The sequence below is a fragment of the Kitasatospora sp. NPDC001664 genome (assembly GCF_053596675.1).
This window is the reverse complement of the sequence record NZ_JBSFGS010000003.1, coordinates 386,316-402,024: the sequence shown is the minus strand read 5'-3', so window position 1 is coordinate 402,024 and position 15,709 is coordinate 386,316. Positions and strand designations below refer to the sequence as shown.

At 75.2% G+C, this 15,709-nt stretch carries 15 protein-coding genes; 9 read left to right on the top strand and 6 right to left on the bottom strand.

What is annotated here, in order from left to right; genetic code table 11:
- Positions 1-19 precede the first annotated feature (19 nt).
- The 4 genes from ACWCYY_RS06600 (at position 20) to ACWCYY_RS06585 (ending at position 6,208) form a co-directional block, all read left to right on the top strand.
- Positions 20-2,872 carry an FAD-binding and (Fe-S)-binding domain-containing protein gene (locus ACWCYY_RS06600; RefSeq protein ID WP_449795318.1) on the top strand — a complete coding sequence of 951 codons (2,853 nt, stop codon included), beginning with the start codon at positions 20-22 and terminating at the stop codon, positions 2,870-2,872.
- A 68-nt stretch (positions 2,873-2,940) separates the two neighbouring features.
- Positions 2,941-4,419 carry a S8 family serine peptidase gene (locus tag ACWCYY_RS06595; protein ID WP_449795317.1) on the top strand — a complete coding sequence of 493 codons (1,479 nt, stop codon included), beginning with the start codon at positions 2,941-2,943 and terminating at the stop codon, positions 4,417-4,419.
- 27 nt (positions 4,420-4,446) lie between these two features.
- Entirely contained in the window at positions 4,447-5,724 is a 1,278-nt protein-coding gene (locus tag ACWCYY_RS06590; protein WP_449795316.1) for a serine-threonine protein kinase, read from the top strand.
- Positions 5,725-5,794: 70 nt separating this feature from the next.
- Positions 5,795-6,208: a PaaI family thioesterase gene (locus ACWCYY_RS06585; RefSeq protein ID WP_380148632.1), complete on the top strand. Its 414-nt coding sequence runs from the start codon at positions 5,795-5,797 to the stop codon at positions 6,206-6,208.
- A gap of 103 nt (positions 6,209-6,311) precedes the next feature.
- On the opposite strand, the gene ACWCYY_RS06580 is transcribed toward ACWCYY_RS06585, so the two are convergent.
- Genes ACWCYY_RS06580 through ACWCYY_RS06570 form a run of 3 tightly spaced genes read right to left on the bottom strand, consistent with a single transcriptional unit; the run spans position 6,312 to position 8,487 of the window.
- Positions 6,312-6,740, bottom strand: a complete 429-nt coding sequence (locus ACWCYY_RS06580) for a CBS domain-containing protein (protein WP_380148630.1) — start codon at positions 6,738-6,740, stop codon at positions 6,312-6,314.
- Positions 6,737-7,693 (bottom strand): slipin family protein, encoded by a 957-nt coding sequence (locus tag ACWCYY_RS06575; protein ID WP_449795315.1) that lies wholly within the window; start codon positions 7,691-7,693, stop codon positions 6,737-6,739. Before ACWCYY_RS06575 ends, ACWCYY_RS06580 begins: the two co-directional genes overlap by 4 nt.
- Before the next feature lie 44 nt (positions 7,694-7,737).
- The gene (locus tag ACWCYY_RS06570) at positions 7,738-8,487 is read right to left on the bottom strand and encodes a uracil-DNA glycosylase (protein WP_449795314.1); all 750 of its coding nucleotides are present in this window, start codon (positions 8,485-8,487) and stop codon (positions 7,738-7,740) included.
- 87 nt (positions 8,488-8,574) lie between these two features.
- On the opposite strand from ACWCYY_RS06570, the gene ACWCYY_RS06565 reads away from it, so the two are divergent.
- Entirely contained in the window at positions 8,575-9,054 is a 480-nt protein-coding gene (locus tag ACWCYY_RS06565; RefSeq protein ID WP_449795313.1) for a hypothetical protein, read from the top strand.
- A 164-nt stretch (positions 9,055-9,218) separates the two neighbouring features.
- Here ACWCYY_RS06565 and ACWCYY_RS06560 read toward each other — a convergent pair whose 3' ends face one another.
- Positions 9,219-9,992, bottom strand: coding sequence for a CHAD domain-containing protein (locus ACWCYY_RS06560; RefSeq protein WP_449795312.1), 774 nt, complete (start codon positions 9,990-9,992; stop codon positions 9,219-9,221).
- Between the two features lie 927 nt (positions 9,993-10,919).
- Between ACWCYY_RS06560 and ACWCYY_RS06555 the strand changes: the two genes are divergently transcribed.
- From ACWCYY_RS06555 to ACWCYY_RS06545, 3 genes are all read left to right on the top strand, one after another.
- Complete coding sequence (locus tag ACWCYY_RS06555) at positions 10,920-11,564, top strand: hypothetical protein (RefSeq protein ID WP_449795311.1); 645 nt, start codon at positions 10,920-10,922, stop codon at positions 11,562-11,564.
- Positions 11,565-11,672: 108 nt separating this feature from the next.
- On the top strand, positions 11,673-12,497 hold the full coding sequence (locus tag ACWCYY_RS06550; RefSeq protein WP_345286004.1) for a DsbA family protein: 825 nt from the start codon (positions 11,673-11,675) through the stop codon (positions 12,495-12,497).
- Positions 12,494-13,114 (top strand): vitamin K epoxide reductase family protein, encoded by a 621-nt coding sequence (locus ACWCYY_RS06545; protein WP_449795310.1) that lies wholly within the window; start codon positions 12,494-12,496, stop codon positions 13,112-13,114. Before ACWCYY_RS06550 ends, ACWCYY_RS06545 begins: the two co-directional genes overlap by 4 nt.
- 39 nt (positions 13,115-13,153) lie before the next feature.
- Here the strand turns inward: ACWCYY_RS06545 and ACWCYY_RS06540 are convergent, their stop codons facing one another.
- Positions 13,154-14,152, bottom strand: coding sequence for a Gfo/Idh/MocA family protein (locus ACWCYY_RS06540; RefSeq protein ID WP_449795309.1), 999 nt, complete (start codon positions 14,150-14,152; stop codon positions 13,154-13,156).
- Positions 14,153-14,225: 73 nt separating this feature from the next.
- On the opposite strand from ACWCYY_RS06540, the gene ACWCYY_RS06535 reads away from it, so the two are divergent.
- Positions 14,226-14,852 carry a hypothetical protein gene (locus ACWCYY_RS06535; RefSeq protein WP_449795308.1) on the top strand — a complete coding sequence of 209 codons (627 nt, stop codon included), beginning with the start codon at positions 14,226-14,228 and terminating at the stop codon, positions 14,850-14,852.
- Positions 14,853-14,940: 88 nt separating this feature from the next.
- Here ACWCYY_RS06535 and ACWCYY_RS06530 read toward each other — a convergent pair whose 3' ends face one another.
- Positions 14,941-15,684 carry a hypothetical protein gene (locus tag ACWCYY_RS06530; protein ID WP_449795307.1) on the bottom strand — a complete coding sequence of 248 codons (744 nt, stop codon included), beginning with the start codon at positions 15,682-15,684 and terminating at the stop codon, positions 14,941-14,943.
- Between the last annotated feature and the right edge of the window lie 25 nt (positions 15,685-15,709).

Here is a 15,709-nt window from a genome sequence, read left to right as displayed (position 1 = left end):
AGCTGGGATGATCGGGCGCATGCCGACTGCCGATCTGGCCCGTGCCCTGCGCCGAGAGCTCCGCGGCGAGGTCCGCTTCTCCACCGCCGAGCGGGCCGTCTACGGCCACGACGCCTCCAACTACCGTCACCCGCCGCTGGGCGTGGTCAAGCCCGCCGACCTGGACGACGTCCGCGCGGCCCTCGCGCTCTGCCGGGAGCACGGGGTGCCCCTGGTGCCGCGCGGGGCGGGCACCAGCATCGGCGGCCAGGCGATCGGCCCGGGCGCGGTGGTGCTGGACTTCCGCCGCCACCTCGGCCGGGTGCTGGAGATCGACCCGCAGGCCCGCACCGCCACCGTCGAGCCGGGCACCGTGCTGGACACCCTGCAGGCCGCCGCCCGCCCGTACGGGCTGCGCTTCGGGCCGGACCCGTCCACGCACAGCCGCTGCACCCTCGGCGGGATGATCGGCAACGACTCCTGCGGCTCGCACTCCCTCGCCTGGGGCCGCACCTCCGACAACCTGCGCTCCCTCGACCTGCTGCTGTCCGACTCCACCGAACTGACCGTCACCGGCCCGCTCACCCCCGCCGAACGCGCCCGGCTGCGCGGGCGCCCGGGCCGCGAGGGCGAACTGCACCGCGCGCTCCAGGAGCTGACGGACTCCCACCTGGCCGTGCTGCGGCAGGGGATGCCGACCCTGCCCCGCCGCGGCTCCGGGTACCCGCTGGACGCCCTGCTGCCCGAGCGCGGCCACGACCTGGCCCGGGCGCTGACCGGCACCGAGGGCACCTGCGCACTGCTGCTGGGCGCCACGGTCGAGCTGGTCGAGGCCCCCGCCGCCACCGCCCTGGTGGTGGCCGGCTACCCGGACGAGACGGCCGCCGCCGACGCGGTGCCCGCGCTGCTGCCGCTGCGCCCGCTGACCGCCGAGGGGATGGCGGCCGACCTGGTCGAGGCGCTGCTCGCCGCCGGCCCCCGCCCGCCCGCGCTGGACCGCCTGCCGGAGGGCAGCTGCTGGCTCTTCCTGGAGACCGGCGGCGCCACCCCCGCCGAGGCCCTGGCCGCCGCCCGGGAGCTCGCCGGGGCCGTCCGCCGCGAGCGCCGGGCGAGCGTGGCCGTGGTCACCGACCCGGGCGAGCAGCGCCAGCTCTGGGCCGTCCGGGAGGCCGGCGCCGGGATCGTCACCCGCACGCCCTCCGGCGGCGAGGCCTGGCCCGGGTGGGAGGACTCGGCCGTGCCGGTGGAGCGGCTCGGCGACTACCTGCGCGGGCTGCGGGCCCTGCTGGCCCGGCACGGCCTGCGCGGCGTCCCGTACGGGCACTTCGGCGAGGGCTGCATCCACCTGCGACTGGACTTCCCGCTGACGGATCCTCAACACCTGCCCGAGTACCGGGAGTTCATGACCGAGGCGGCCGACCTGGTGGTCGCGCACGGCGGCTCGCTCTCCGGCGAGCACGGCGACGGCCAGGCCCGGGCCGAGCTGCTGCCCCGGATGTACCCGCCGGAGGTGATCGCCCTGTTCGGCGCCTTCAAGCGGATCTGGGACCCGGCCGGCCTGCTCAACCCGGGCGCCCTGGTCGACCCGCGCCCGCTCGACGCCGACCTGCGCTTCCCCGGGCGGGACCTGCTGCCGCTGGCGCTGCCGTACGAGCGGGACGGCGGCAGCCTGCTCAGGGCCGTGCACCGCTGCGTCGGGGTCGGCAAGTGCGTGGACACCGGCACGGGGGTGATGTGCCCGAGCTACATGGCCACCGAGGAGGAGCGGCACTCCACCCGGGGCCGGGCCCGGCTGCTGGCCGAGATGCTCCGGGGCGAGCTGCTGCCCGGCGAGTCGCTGATCACCGACGGCTGGCGCTCCGAGGAGGTCCGCGAGGCACTGGACCTCTGCCTGGGCTGCAAGGGCTGCGCGAGCGACTGCCCGGTGCACGTGGACATGGCCACCTACCGCGCCGAGTTCCTGCACCAGCACCACCGCCGCCGGCTGCGCCCGCGCTCGCACTACGCGATGGGCTGGCTGCCGCTGACCCTTCGGGCCGCGGTGGCGCCGCGGCTGGTCAACCGCCTGTTCCGCTCCCGCGCGGCGGCCCTGCTCAAGCGGATCGGCGGGATCGAACCGCGCCGGACGCTCCCACCGCTCGCCGAGCAGACCTTCGAGCGCTGGCACCGCGCCCGGCCCCCGGCCGCCGGCACCCCCGTGCTGCTCTGGCCGGACACCTTCACCAACCACCTGGACCCGGCCCCGGCCCGGGCCGCCGTCGAGGTGCTGGAGCACCTCGGCTACGCCGTCCGGCTCCCCGACGGCCCGGTCTGCTGCGGGCTCACCTGGTACTCCACCGGCCAACTCGGCGTCGCCCGGGCCGTGTTGCGCCGCAGCCTGCGCGCCCTGCCGCCCGATCTGCCGATCGTCGGACTGGACCCGAGCTGCACCGCGGCGCTCCGCGAGGAGCTGCCCCGGCTGCTCGGCCCGGCCGCCGGGGACGTCCCGGGCCGGGTGCACACCCTGGCCGAGTTCCTCGACCTGGACGAGGTCGAGCTGCCCCGCCTGGACGGCGTGCGCGCGATCACCCAGACCCACTGCCACCAGCACGCCGTGCTGGGCACCGCCGCCGACCGCCGCCTGGACGCCCGGCTCGGCCTGCACAACGAGGTGCTCGACTCGGGCTGCTGCGGACTGGCCGGGAACTTCGGCTTCGAGCGCGGCCACTTCGAGGTCTCCACCGCGGCCGCCGAACGCGTCCTGCTCCCCGCCGTCCGGGCCGCCGACCCGCAGACGGTGGTGCTGGCCGACGGCTTCAGCTGCCGCACCCAGATCGCCCAACTCGCCGACGGCCGCCGCGCCGTCCACCTGGCCGAACTGCTGCGGGAGGCGCTCCGCACCGAGCCCGGATGACAGCCCCGGCGGCCGGGCGCATGGTGGAGCGAGGGGGTGTCGTCGTGCCGCCTCGGGAGGTGGTCGGGATGCGGACGGACCCGTCCCGGAGTCAGGTCGGCCCGATGCTCCAGCCCTCCACCCCCTCCTCCACCCGCGAGCACGTGGTGCCGGTCATGGCGGGCGACCGCAGCCCGGTGCTGGTCGAGGTGGACCTCACCCGGGACGCGGACACCGAGGTGACCAGGACGGCCTTCGTCGAGCTCTACGCCGAGCTGTTCTCCACCGAGCGGGTGCCGGTCCGGATCGCCGCCAGCTACCTGCGCTGCCTGCTCAGCCCCGAGGAGATCCAGCGCCTGCTGCGCCGCGACCGCGAGTCCGGCCGCCCCACCGTCTTCCGGGTCTGGCCGGACTACACGCTGGAGGCGCACATCGACCGCTCGGTCTCCACCATCAAGGCCGACGCCGTGGCCCGCTGCTACGGGGCCAGCGGCGAGGGCGTGGTCTGGGCGGTGATGGACAGCGGCATCGACGAGCACCACCCGCACTTCGCCGGCGGCACCCTGGGCGGCCAAGCCGCCGCCCTGCACCGGGACTTCACCGCCCTGGTGCCCGGCGAGGACCCGGTCGGCGGGCTGGACCGGCCGCTCGCCGACCCCGAGGGCCACGGCACCCACGTGGCCGGCATCATCGCCGGGGCGCTGCCCGGCGGCACCGTCCCGCTGATCACCCACCTGGAACAGATCGGCGGCCTGCCCGTCCGCAAGACCCGGGAGCTCACCGAGGGCCGGACGCTGCGCGGCATCGCCCCCAGGACCCGCCTGGTCAGCCTCAAGGTCCTGGCGCAGCGCGGGAGTTCGCTGGTGACCTCGTCCAGCGCGGTGATCGAGGCGCTCTACTACCTGCGCGAGAAGGTGAACACCGGCGGCCGGATGCTGGTGGTGCACGGGGTGAACCTCAGCCTGGGCTGCCCCTGGGACGCCAGCGAGTACGCCTGCGGCCAGAGCCCGGTCTGCCGGGAGGTCAACCTGCTGGCCGCCAGCGGGGTGGTGGTCGTGGTGAGCGCGGGCAACGGCGGCTTCGGCACCCGGCTGCCCGGCGAGGGCGGCACCGACGCCCGCGGCGTGCTCGCCTCCATCACCGACCCGGGCAACGCGGACGGCGCGATCACCGTCGGCTCCACCCACCGCGACCGCCCGCACGAGTACGGCGTCACCTACAACTCCTCCAAGGGCCCCACCCTGGACGGCCGCCTCAAGCCCGACCTGCTGGCCCCCGGCGAGCTGATCACCTCCTGCGCCACCGGATCGCTCACCGGAGACCTCACCGGTCTTCTGCCGGAAGGGAGTTCGGGCACCGCCGTCTACACCGAGCTGAGCGGCACCTCGATGGCCGCCCCGCACGTCTCCGGCGCGGTCGCCGCCTTCCTCTCCGTCCGGTCGGAGTTCATCGGCCGGCCGCGCGAGATCAAGGAGCTGTTCTGCGCCAACGCCACCTCGCTCGGCCGCGACCGCTACCTGGAGGGCCACGGCCTGCTCGACCTGATGCGCGTGATGTCCGCCGTCTAGCGACCTGCGATGAGGAGTTGACCACAGATGGCTGCACCGATTGCCGGACTCCCGTACTGGGAGCTGCGGTTCGACAGCGACGGGACACTGCTGGCGGACGACGGCCTGGTGGCCGACCTGCCCGGCAGCGGAGTGCGGGAGCTGTTCGTCTTCTCCCACGGCTGGAACACCTCGGACGCCGGAGCCAGGGCGCTCTACGCCTACACCTTCGGCGAACTGGCCCGCCAGCTGGCCGCGTTCGCCCCGTCCTGGCAGGGGAAGGTGGGGGTGGCCGGGGTGTACTGGCCCTCGCTGCTCTTCCCCGAGGACGCCCCCGACACCCCCTCCGACCCCTCCACCCCGGCCGAGCTGGCCGCCGCGCTCGGCCCCGCCTTCGCCCCGGCCGAACAGGACAAGCTCGCCGCCGTCACCGCACTGCTGGAGCAACAGCCGGAGAGCGCCGAGCAGTTGAGCCGGTGCCACCAGCTGGTCAGCGGCCTGGTCACCTCCCCCGCGCTGGCCGGGGAGGACAGCGGGCAGCAGGCGGTGCTGGACCGGCCGACCGGCGAGGTGTTCAGCGCGCTGGCCGGTCTCTCCAGCGAACCGGGCGACGCCCAGGGGCTCCCCAACCCCTTCAAGGTGCTCTGGCACGGCGCCCGGGAGGCGCTGCGCACCGCCAGCTACTACGAGATGAAGAACCGGGCGGGCGTGGTCGGCCGCGACGGGCTCGGCCCGCTGCTCGGCAGCTGCGCGCACGCGACCGCAGCGCGCGGCGGGCTGCGCGTCCACCTGATCGGCCACAGCTTCGGCGCCCGGCTGGTCTCCTTCGCGCTGCCCGGCCTCCCGGAGGGCATCGGCAGCCCGGTCGCCTCGCTGCTGCTGGTCCAAGGAGCCTTCTCGCACTTCTCCTTCGCCGCGCCGATCCCGGTCGACACCGGCCACAACGGCTTCCTGGCCCCCTACTTCGACCGGGTGGCCGGCCCGCTGCTCTCCACCTTCTCGCTCGGCGACCGGGCGGTCGGCTGGTGGTACCCGGCGGCCTCCCTGCTCAACAACGAGGACGGCCAGGCCGCATCCGACCTGACCTACCGCTGGGGCGGCATGGGCCACGACGGCTTCCAGCAGGGCGGCGCCGAGCAGTTCGACCTGCGGCCGGCCGGGCAGCCGTACCCGCTGCGGGCCGGGCACTTCTACCGGCTGCGCGGCGACGAGGTGATCAAGGAGGACCAGTCGCCGTTCTCCGGCGCACACAGCGACATCAGACACCCCGAGGTGGTCTGGGCCGCCCTCGCCGGAGCCACCACGGGCGTGGCACTGGCCGCCTGACCGGGCGTCAGGCCCCGTCACCCCGTCCGGTCCCTGGCGTCCGGGCATTCCCGGACGCCACAATGACCCGGTGACCATCACCACCGCCGAGGCGGACAAGATCCTGGCCGACAACTTCGCGCCCTGGGTGCAGGCCCTGGGCCTGTCGGTGGCCGAGACGGGCGAGCGGCACGCGGTGCTCCGGCTGCCGTGGTCCGACCAGCTGGCCCGGGAGGGCGGCGGGCTCTCCGGGCAGGCCCTGATGGCCGCCGCCGACACCGCCAGCGTGATCGCGGTCTCCGCCGCCCTCGGCGGCTTCGGCCCGATGACCACCGCCCAGCAGTCCATCACCTTCCAGCGCGCGGTGCTCGGCGCCGACGTCCTGGTGGACGCCCGGATCACCAAGCTCGGCCGCCGGCTGGCCTTCCTCGACGTCACCCTGACCGCCGAGGGCACCGAGGCGGTGGCCGCCCACGCCACCACCGTCTACGCCTTCCCGGGCTGAGGCACCGCCGGGCCCGCACGGGCCGAGGCACCGCCAGGCCCGCACACGCCAGGGGCGCCGGTCCGCTGCCACGGACCGGCGCCCCTGTTCCGCCGCGGACCGCTCAGTCCGCCTCGGCGCAGATCGCGGAGACGAACTCCGCCACCCGCTCCTGCGGCATCCCGCGCGCGATGTCGGCCTCGCTGATCATGCCGACCAGCTTGTGCTCCGGATGGTTGATCACCGGCAGCCGCCGCACCCGGTACTGCTCCATCACGCGCAGCACCTGCTCGGTGTCCTCGTCCGCCTCCACCACCATCGGCCTGCCCTGGGCGAGTTCACCGGCCGTCACGGAGCCCGGGTCCCGCCCGTCGGCGACGCACTTGAGCACGATGTCCCGGTCGGTGAGGATGCCGAGCAGCTTCTCGTCCTCGCCGCAGATCGGCAGGGCGCCGACGTCCCGCTCCTTCATGATCCGGGCCGCCTCGGCCAGGGTCTGGTGCTCCCGGACGCACTCGGCGCCGGTGTGCATGATGTCTCTCGCCATACTCATCGTCCGGCCTCCTGACCTCGGGTCCCCTCCCATCCTGGGCCGCCCTCCAGACCCTCGCCACCGCTGCCCGGTCCGACCGCGGGGTGGCCCAGCACCTCGTCCGGATCCGGCAGTTCGAGCTGCTCCACCGCGCGCTCGACCGACTCCGGCGCGGGCGGCTCCGGCACGACCGGGTCACCGCCGCTCGCCGTCTCCTTCTCCTTGGTCGCCACGTCCAGGAAGCGCAGCAGCTCCACCGGGAAGGGCAGTACCAGGGTCGAGTTCTTCTCTGCCGCCACCTCCACCACGGTCTGCAGCAGCCGCAGTTGGAGCGCCGCCGGCGCCCGGCTCATGATGGTGGCCGCCTCCGAGAGCCGGGCCGAGGCCTGGTACTCGCCGTCGGCGGTGATGATCCTGGCCCGCCGCTCCCGTTCGGCCTCCGCCTGCCGGGACATCGAACGCTTCATCGACTCGGGCAGTGCCACGTCCTTGATCTCCACCCGGTCGATCTGGATGCCCCAGCCCAGGGCCGGGCTGTCCAGCATCAGCGCGAGGCCCTGGTTGAGCGGCTCCCGGTTGGCCAGCAGGTCGTCCAGCTCGCTCTTGCCGATGATCGAGCGCAGCGAGGTCTGCGCCACCTGGGAGATGGCGAACTCGTAGTCCTGCACGTTCACCGAGGCCCGGACCGGGTCCACCACGTTGAAGTAGACGACGGCGTCCACCCGCACCGTCACGTTGTCCCGGGTGATGCCCTCCTGGGCCGGGATCGGCATGGTGATGATCTGGACGTTGACCCGCCTCATCCGGTCCACCACCGGCACGATCAGCGCCAGCCCCGGCTGCCGGATCTCCTCCCGCACCCGCCCGAACCGGAACACCACCCCGCGCTGGTACTGCTGCACCACCCGGACCCCGAGCCCCGCCACCACCGCGGCCAGCAGCAGCACGGCGATCACCACGTCCAGCACGATCATGCCCGTCACCTCGGCACGGCGATACGGCGGACCCACCGTCCACGCTACTCCGGCGGATGCTCCACGGGCTCCAGCCCCGCGGAGCGGGCCGCCTCGGCGAGCAGCTCGCGGAGCATGGCGGTGGTGAGGCGGCCGGTGTAGGTGTTGCGCGGGCTGACGTGATAGCAGCCGAAGAGCTTCAGCGGCGGGCCGCCGTCGGCGGCCGGGAGGACGGCGACGGCGCCGTGGCCGAACTTCGGGCGTGGGCGCGGGACCTGCCAGCCGGCGGCGGCGAGGGCGGGCAGGACGGCCTGCCAGGCGAAGCCGCCGAGGGCGACGACGGTGCGCACGGTGGGGCGCAGGAACTCCAACTCCCGTGCGATCCAAGGGCGGCAGGTGTCGCGCTCCTCGGTGCTCGGCTTGTTCTCCGGCGGCGCGCAGCGCACCGGGTCGGTGATCCGCACCCCGTACAGCTCCAGGCCGTCGCCGTGCACCACGGACTCCGGGCGGTTGGCCAGGCCGAGGCCGTACAGGGTGCGGTAGAGGACGTCGCCGGAGGGGTCGCCGGTGAAGATCCGGCCGGTGCGGTTGGCGCCGTGGGCGGCGGGGGCCAGACCGACCAGCAGCAAGGAGGCGTCCGGCGGGCCGAAGCCGGGGATCGGACGGGCCCAGTAGTCCCAGTCCTGGTAGGCGCGGCGCTTGACCCGGGCGGCCTCCTCGCGCCAGGCGACCAGCCGCGGGCAGGCCCCGCAGTGGGTGACCTCGCGGTCCAGGGCGGCCAGGTCGGGCAGTGCGTGCGCCTCGGCGGGATGCATCCCCCGATCCTAGGCCGCCCGCAGGGGCCACCACCCCGAACGCCGGTGCGCGCGTGCCGCTTTGGACAACTGGAAAGGCTGTGCCCCATGGACTGGATGCCCCTGCTCTCGACCCTGACCGGTGCCGGAATCGGTATCGCCGCCACTCTGCTCGCCGACCGCAGCCGCTGGCGTCGGGAGGAGATCCGGCACGGCCAGCAGGTGCGGCGCGAGGCGTACACCGAGTACGTGTCCGCGCTGAAGGCCGCCGGCGAGGAGGTACGGGCCGTCGCCCTCGGCGACCACCTGTCCGAGTCGGCGCGTGACGCGGCGGTGCGGGAGGCCGTCCGCCGCTCGGGCGTCTACCCGGCGAGCGAGCGCCTCTGGCTGGTGGGCCCGCCCCAGGTGGTGGAGGCCGGGAACGAGGCGTTCCACTGCCTGCGGGCGCTCCGCGACTCCTACGCCCGGGGCGTGGCGGTCGGCTCGGCGGACGACGCGCCGCTGGTCGAGCGGCGGCGCGCGGCCATGGCGCGGATGCGGCAGCTGATGCGCGAGGACCTGGGCATCGGGCCGCTGGGGATCGACTGACCGGCCGGCCTCCGAGCTGACGGGGCGTCATGCGCTCGCCGCCGGGGCGCGGGCCGGCCACTTGGGGCTGCGCCGGGCGGCAGGGTGCGATTGGCGCTCTTGCGGGCCGTGCGCGGGCGGTATGACGGACGGTCATGCGGGCGGCGCGCGGGGCCGGCCCGACGTCAGCAGAGCTGGCGCTCGACCGCCCGGGCGACCGCCGCCTGTCCGGCGTAGAGGACCCCGTACTCGAAGGCGTGGCCCTCGCGGGCCAGCTCCCGCAGGGCCGCGCGGGCCACCACCGAGTCCTGGTGCAGCCCGAGCACGTCCTGGAGGGCCTTCATCCGCCCGGCCAGCTTGGGCACCCCGAGGGTCTCGCCGAGGTAGCGGGCCCGCTTGGCGGCCTTGCGGGCCTCGTGCAGCGCGGTGTCACGCTCGGCGCCGGTGGCCTTGCGGGCGCGCTTGAGACGGCGGCGGACCCGTCGCCTGGCGGCCGTCACCAGCTCGGCGGGCTCCGGGAGGCCGTCACCGTCGAGCGGACGGGCCGTCAGGTCCCCAAGGTCGCCGAGCAGGGCACGGTAGCGGGGGCTGTCGAGCGCGGCCAGGGCGGTGGCCCGGCCCCGTTCGCTGCGGTGACGGGTCCAGGCGGCCAGTTCGGCGGCGATCTCCTCGGGGCCGAGCTCCGGCGGCAGGGCCAGGGCGTCCTCGACCAGGGCCGCACCGAGCACCTCGGCGTCCCGGGCGCCGCCCAACGCACGGCCCAGCCAGCGCAGCTCGGCCGCGAGCGCGCGGCCCGGGGCGCCGTACTCGCGCAGGGCGCTGCGCAGCCGCCGGGCGGCGACCCGCATCCGGTGCACGGAGTCCGGCACGTCGGCCCGCACCAGCGGCTCCAGCCCCGACAGCACCACCACCTGCTGGGCCACCCGCACCGCCAACAGCTCCACCGTGGACTCCGCCACCACTGCCCTCACCTCTCTCCGGACCGACCCCTCCAGGTTTCGCCACGCCCGCACCCACCGCACCCCGGCAGGGCCCGACGGAGCAGGCCGGGCAGGCGGAGCAGACCCGAGGGACTGCGCCACGCGCGCGCCGCCGGGCACCCGGGGCGGAGGGGCGATGAGAACCCGGGACGGCGTGGCGCCCCGGGCGGGCCCGACCCGGCGGAGCGGCCGGCGCGGGCTGGCGTACGGGCGGGCAGGCGGGCAGGCGGGCAGGCGGGCAGGCGGGCAGGCGGGCAGGCGAAGGCAACGTGCCAAGGGCGGGTGAGGCCCTGCCGTGCCCGGGCCGCCAAGCCGTCGCCCACCGGCCATCGGGCGGAGGGATCCCGAGGGCCCGGCACGACCTGCCCTCAGGCCCAACGCGGCGGCACGGCGGAGCCGCCGGCGCGGACCGAGCGGGCGGACGCGGCCTCGCCCGGGCCGCCAAGCCGTCGCCCACCGGCCAGCGGGCGGCGAGCCGGCACGACCGGACTCGCCCGGCGGGCCCGACGCGGCGGCGCGGACCGAGCGGGTGACGGCGACGGGCCGAGGGCAGGTGGGGCTCTGCCGTACCCGGGCCGCCAAGGCGTGGCCCACGGCCAGCGGGCGGCCACCCGGCACGATCTGGCCCCCTAGCAGGCCCGACGCGGCGGAGCCGCCCGCGCGGGCCGAGCGGGCGGACGCGGCCGTGCCGAGGAAAGCGGCGGGACCGGAGGTCCGTGCCGTCCCCACGCCATCGGACCACCAGACCGCCGCCCGTGGCCGCCCTGAGCGCGTGTCAACTCGCGGCAGCGCCGCGCGCGAGCCCCGGAAGGCGGGCCGACAGTCCGTCAGGTGCCTGCCGTGGAGCGGCTGTCGCGGGGTGCGGGGGCTCGTGCGGCCCTGCGGCGGCGTGACATACTCCCCACGATGAGTGGCGACCGAGCGGTGAAGGCGGTGCGGGCAGCGGTGTTCACCGCGCTCGCCGTTCCGCTGTCCGCGCTCGGCCAGGTGCTGGTGACCGGCCGTCCGCTGCCGCTCTCGCTCGTCCTGGTGGCCACCCTCGCGGTCTTCCTGGTCGCCCTGGCGGCCTGCGGGGCGCGGCAGCGCAAGCTGCTGCACCTGGTGGCCGTGATGGTGCCGGTCGAGCTGCTGCTCAACGCGGCCTTCAACCTCGGGCAGGACGCCTGTGCCGCCCCGGCGCGCAGTGTGGACCTGCTGGTCTGCGGCGGCGGTTCGCTGAACGGGCCGCTGTTCACCGACGCTCCGGGCTCCGCCGCCACCAGCGCGCAGGCGCTGGTGCTGCTGGTGCACCTGGCGCTGGCGCTGGCCGCCGCCTGCTGGCTGCGGCTGGGCGAGGCGGCGCTGACCGGCCTGGCCGAGGCGCTGCGGCTGCTGGCGGGGCTGCTGCCGCCGCCGCTGCGGGCGCTGCTGCTCGCCCCCCTTCCGCTTCCCGAGCGGGCGCTCACGCCCCCGCTCCGCGCGGACGTCCTGCTCCCCCGGCGTGAAGGCGTGGTCCTCACCCCGGCGCCCCGGCGCGGGCCCCCGGCGCGCGAGTTCGCCCTCGCCCGCTGACGGAGCGCGTCACCCGCACCCCTGCTGGTCCGACCCTCCGGCGGCTCACCCCACCGACGGCACGGCCGTGTCCCGGCCTGCCCGCGCCCCAGGAGTTGACGGACCGTCATGACCACCCAGAAGAACACCCCGAAGAACACCCCGAAGACCGGCGCCGCCCGCGAGCGCCTCGCCGAGGCCCGCGAGGCGGAGACCCGCCGCGCCACCGTCCGGCGCCGCCTCGCCACGGCCGGCGCCGTGGTCGCCGTGCTCGCCCTCGCCGGCGCCACCGTCGCCGTGGTCTCCGCCACCCGCACCACCGCCGAACCCGCCTCCGCCTCCGTCGCCGCCCCGACCGCACTGGTGGTCCCGGCCAACGCCACCGGCCCGGACTCCACCGTGGTCACCTACGGCAAGGCCGACGCCCCGCACACCCTCAAGGTCTACGAGGACTTCCGCTGCCCGATCTGCGAGAAGCTGGAGACCAGCGCCGGGAAGACCATCCAGCAGCTGGCCGACGAGGGCACCTACAAGATCGAGTTCCACCTCGCCGCCTTCCTCGACGACAACCTCGGCGGCAAGGGCTCCAAGACCGCGCTGGCCGCCGCCGGGGCCGCGCTCAACGAGGGCCCGGACAAGTTCAAGGCCTTCCACGACGTGCTCTACGCCAACCAGCCGGACGAGCGCAAGGACGGCTTCGGTGACGTCAACACCATCCTCGACCTGGCCGGGAAGGTGCCGGGCCTGAAGACCGACGCCTTCGTCAAGGCCGTCCAGGAGGGCACCTACCTGCCCTGGGCCGCCAAGGTGGCGAAGGCCTTCAACGCCAGCGGCGTGCGCGGCACCCCCACCGTCCTGCTCGACGACAAGCCGCTGAACGTCTTCCCGAACAACCAGATCATCACCGGCGACGCCTTCGCCGCGCTGGTCCGCCAGAGCGTGGGCACACCGTGACCGCCGCCACCACCGCCCCGGTCCCCACCGCCCCGGTCCCCGCCACCCCGGTCCCCGCCGCCTCGGCCGACCGCCGGGTGGCCTGGCTGCTCACCGTCTGCGGCGCCCTCGGCCTGGCCGCCTCGGGCGTCCTGACGGTCGACAAGCTGCGGCTGCTCCAGGACCCGGCCTACGTGCCCAGCTGCAACATCAACCCGGTGATCAGCTGCGGCTCGGTCATGCGCACCGACCAGGCCAGCGCCTTCGGCGTCCCCAACTCGCTGTTCGGCCTGGCCGCCTTCGCGGTCGTGCTGGCCACCGGCGCGGGGTTGTTCGCGGGCGCCACCTACCGCCGCTGGTACTGGACCGGCCTCCAGCTCGGCAGTCTGGCCGGGGTCGGCTTCGTGCTCTGGCTGGCCGACCAGGCGCTGTACGAGATCGGCGCGCTCTGCCCGTACTGCCTGGTGGTCTGGGCGGTGGTGGCACCGCTCGCCTGGTACCTCTCGCTGCACAACTCGGCGTGGCTGCGCCGGGTGGTGGGGCGCTACCACTGGACGGTGCCGCTGCTCTGGTACACCGTCCTGGCGATGCTGGTGCTGGAGCGGTTCTGGTCCTACTGGCGCACCCTGCTGCCCTGACGCCGGGTCAGGGCAGCAGGCGGCTGCCCGGGCGGGGTCTCACTCGCCCGGGTAGCGCACGCCGATCCGTTCGCGGACGGCATCCAGGGTGCGCATCACCGCGAGCGTCGAGTCCAGCGGCACGTAGGGGGACTCGGTGAGCCCCGCCCGCAGGCAGCGGACCACCTCGGCGGCCTCCGGCCCGTAGCCGTGGCCGGTGCCCGGGGCGGCCCGGTACGGCTCGGGGTCGCGGCCCTCGCGGTGCAGGGTGAAGCCGGCGGCGTGGAAGAAGTCCCGCTCCAGCTCGATCCAGCCCCCGGTGCCGTGGACGGCGGCGCGCTGGCCGCTCTGGGCGACCAGGGAGCAGTGCAGCAGCGCGGTGGCGCCGCCCGGGTGGCCGAGCAGCACGGCGGTGTTGGCGTCCACGCCGCGGTCGCTGAGCGAGGCCCGGGCCTGCACCGACTCCGGTTCGCCGAGCAGGAGTTGGGCGAAGGAGACGGGGTAGACGCCGAGGTCGAGCAGGGCGCCGCCGCCGAGCGCCGGATCCCAGAGCCGGTGGCCCGGGTCGGTCGGGCCCGCGAAGGAGAACTCGGCCTGGACGGACCGGACTTCACCGATCGCGCCGTCCTCCACCAGCTCGACGAGCCGGCGCACGGCGGGGTTGAGGTAGGTCCACATCGCCTCCATCAGGAACAGCTCGCGCTTGCGCGCGGTGGCGATCAGCTCGGCGCTCTGGCCGCTGTTCAGCGTGAACGGCTTCTCGCACAGCACGGCCTTGCCGGCCTCCAGCAGCAGCGCGGTGGCCTCGTGGTGCGCGGAGTGCGGGGTGGCCACGTACACCACGTCCACCTCGGGGTCGGCGGCCAGCTCACGCCAGCTCCCGTACGCACGGGGGATGCCGTACCGCCCGGCGAACTCCCGCGCCGCGGACTCGGTGCGCGAGGCGACGGCGTGCGCCACGGCCCCCTCCACCACTGCCAGGTCCTCGGTGAAGGCGGCGGCGATCCCACCGGTGGCCAGGATCCCCCAGCGGATCGGACGGTCGGTGATCGGCTGCACGGACTCTCCTCGTCAACGGGCCCCCGCGGCAAACCGGGTGCGGCCCCGGCTTCGGGTACGGAACACTGCCGGGATGATCGTGATGAAGCCCGTGGTGGAAGTCAACGGTTCGGCGGACTTCGCCCTCTGGCCGGTGTCCGTGGTGGCCGACTTCTCCTTCCAGCCCCTGCACGGCGGCCTGACGCCGGCCGAGGTCGGCACGGCCGTGCTGGCGATCGCCTCCGCCAACCGGATCCGCTCCCACGACGGCGAGGACGACGACCGGGCGTTCGCGTCCGCGGCCGCCCTCCTCCAGGGCCTGCTGACCCCGGAGGACCTGGTGGCCTTCGGCGGGCTGCAGGTCACCGACACCGGCACCGGCGTGGTGTTCAACCCGGCCTGCTGCGACGGTCTGGAGTCGTGGCGGGACTGGTACGCCGTCCCACAGGGTGGCGAACTCTGGTACGGGCACCCGCCGTTGAGCCCGCATGCGGACGGCAACGGTCGCTCGGTCCGGCTCACCGTCGACGCCGAGGACCCGGCGAGCGCGGTCATCGAGCTCACGCACGGCGAGCTGGAGCGGCTGCTGGCCGGGGTGGAGCGGGACCTCGCGGACTTCCGGGCGCTGGCCGCCGCCTGGGCCGCCGAGCGGCTGCCGGAGGGGTACGCGGAGCCCGTCGCCGTCGCCCTGGCCCGGCTGTTCGCCGGGGAGTCCGCCTGACGGCGGCCCCGTGGGAGCGGCGGGCCCGGCACACCCCTCGTGGTGCCGGGCCCGCCGCCGTTCGGTGGCCGACCGCCGGGCGGCGCGGTCAGCGCGCGGCGGTCACGTTCTTGACCAGGGCCTTGGTCAGGTCGATGCCGGCGGACCCGGTGTTGCGCTGGTCGTTGTAGTAGGTGGTCACCACGACGCTGCCGACCCGGGCGGCCACCAGGGTGGCGCCGCCGGTCCAGGTCGGCGCGGTGCGGACGGCCTGGACGGCCTCGTCCCCGACGCCGGGCAGCTCCTTCAGCTCGATGGTGACCTTGTGCTTCACGCCGTCCTGCTCCGAGACGTAGCCGTGGCAGGCGGTCAGGGCCTCCCGGAGCTTGCCCATCACCACCCGGGCGTCGTCGCCCCGGTACGTCTCCAGCTCCTGCGCGAACATGTCCTGCGACTCGTCGGTGTAGTCGTTCTGCGCGAAGGACGCGTAGCTGTACCCGGCCACGTTGCTCCAGGCCGAGCCGTCGAAGGCCTTGCAGACCTGGTCCTGGGGGACGGCGGTCGGGGAGATCGGCGGATTGAAGCCGGTGCCGGTGCTGCGGACGCTGTCGGGGTTGAGCTTGAGCGTCGGCAGCGCCTCGGCGGGCAGCAGCATCGCGGCGAGCTGGGCGCCGTTGGGCAGCCCCTCGGTGCCGGTGGACTTGCGGGGGCTCGGCGAGGACGACGTGCTCGCGGTGGCCGCAGGGGACGCACCACCGGTCTGGATGTCGCCCTTCGGCTGGCAGGCGACGAGACCGAGGACCAGACCGGCGCCGCAGGTGAGGACGGCGGATCTGCGGAGGAACTGCGACATGAGGGGTGGGCACCTTTCGGGCGGA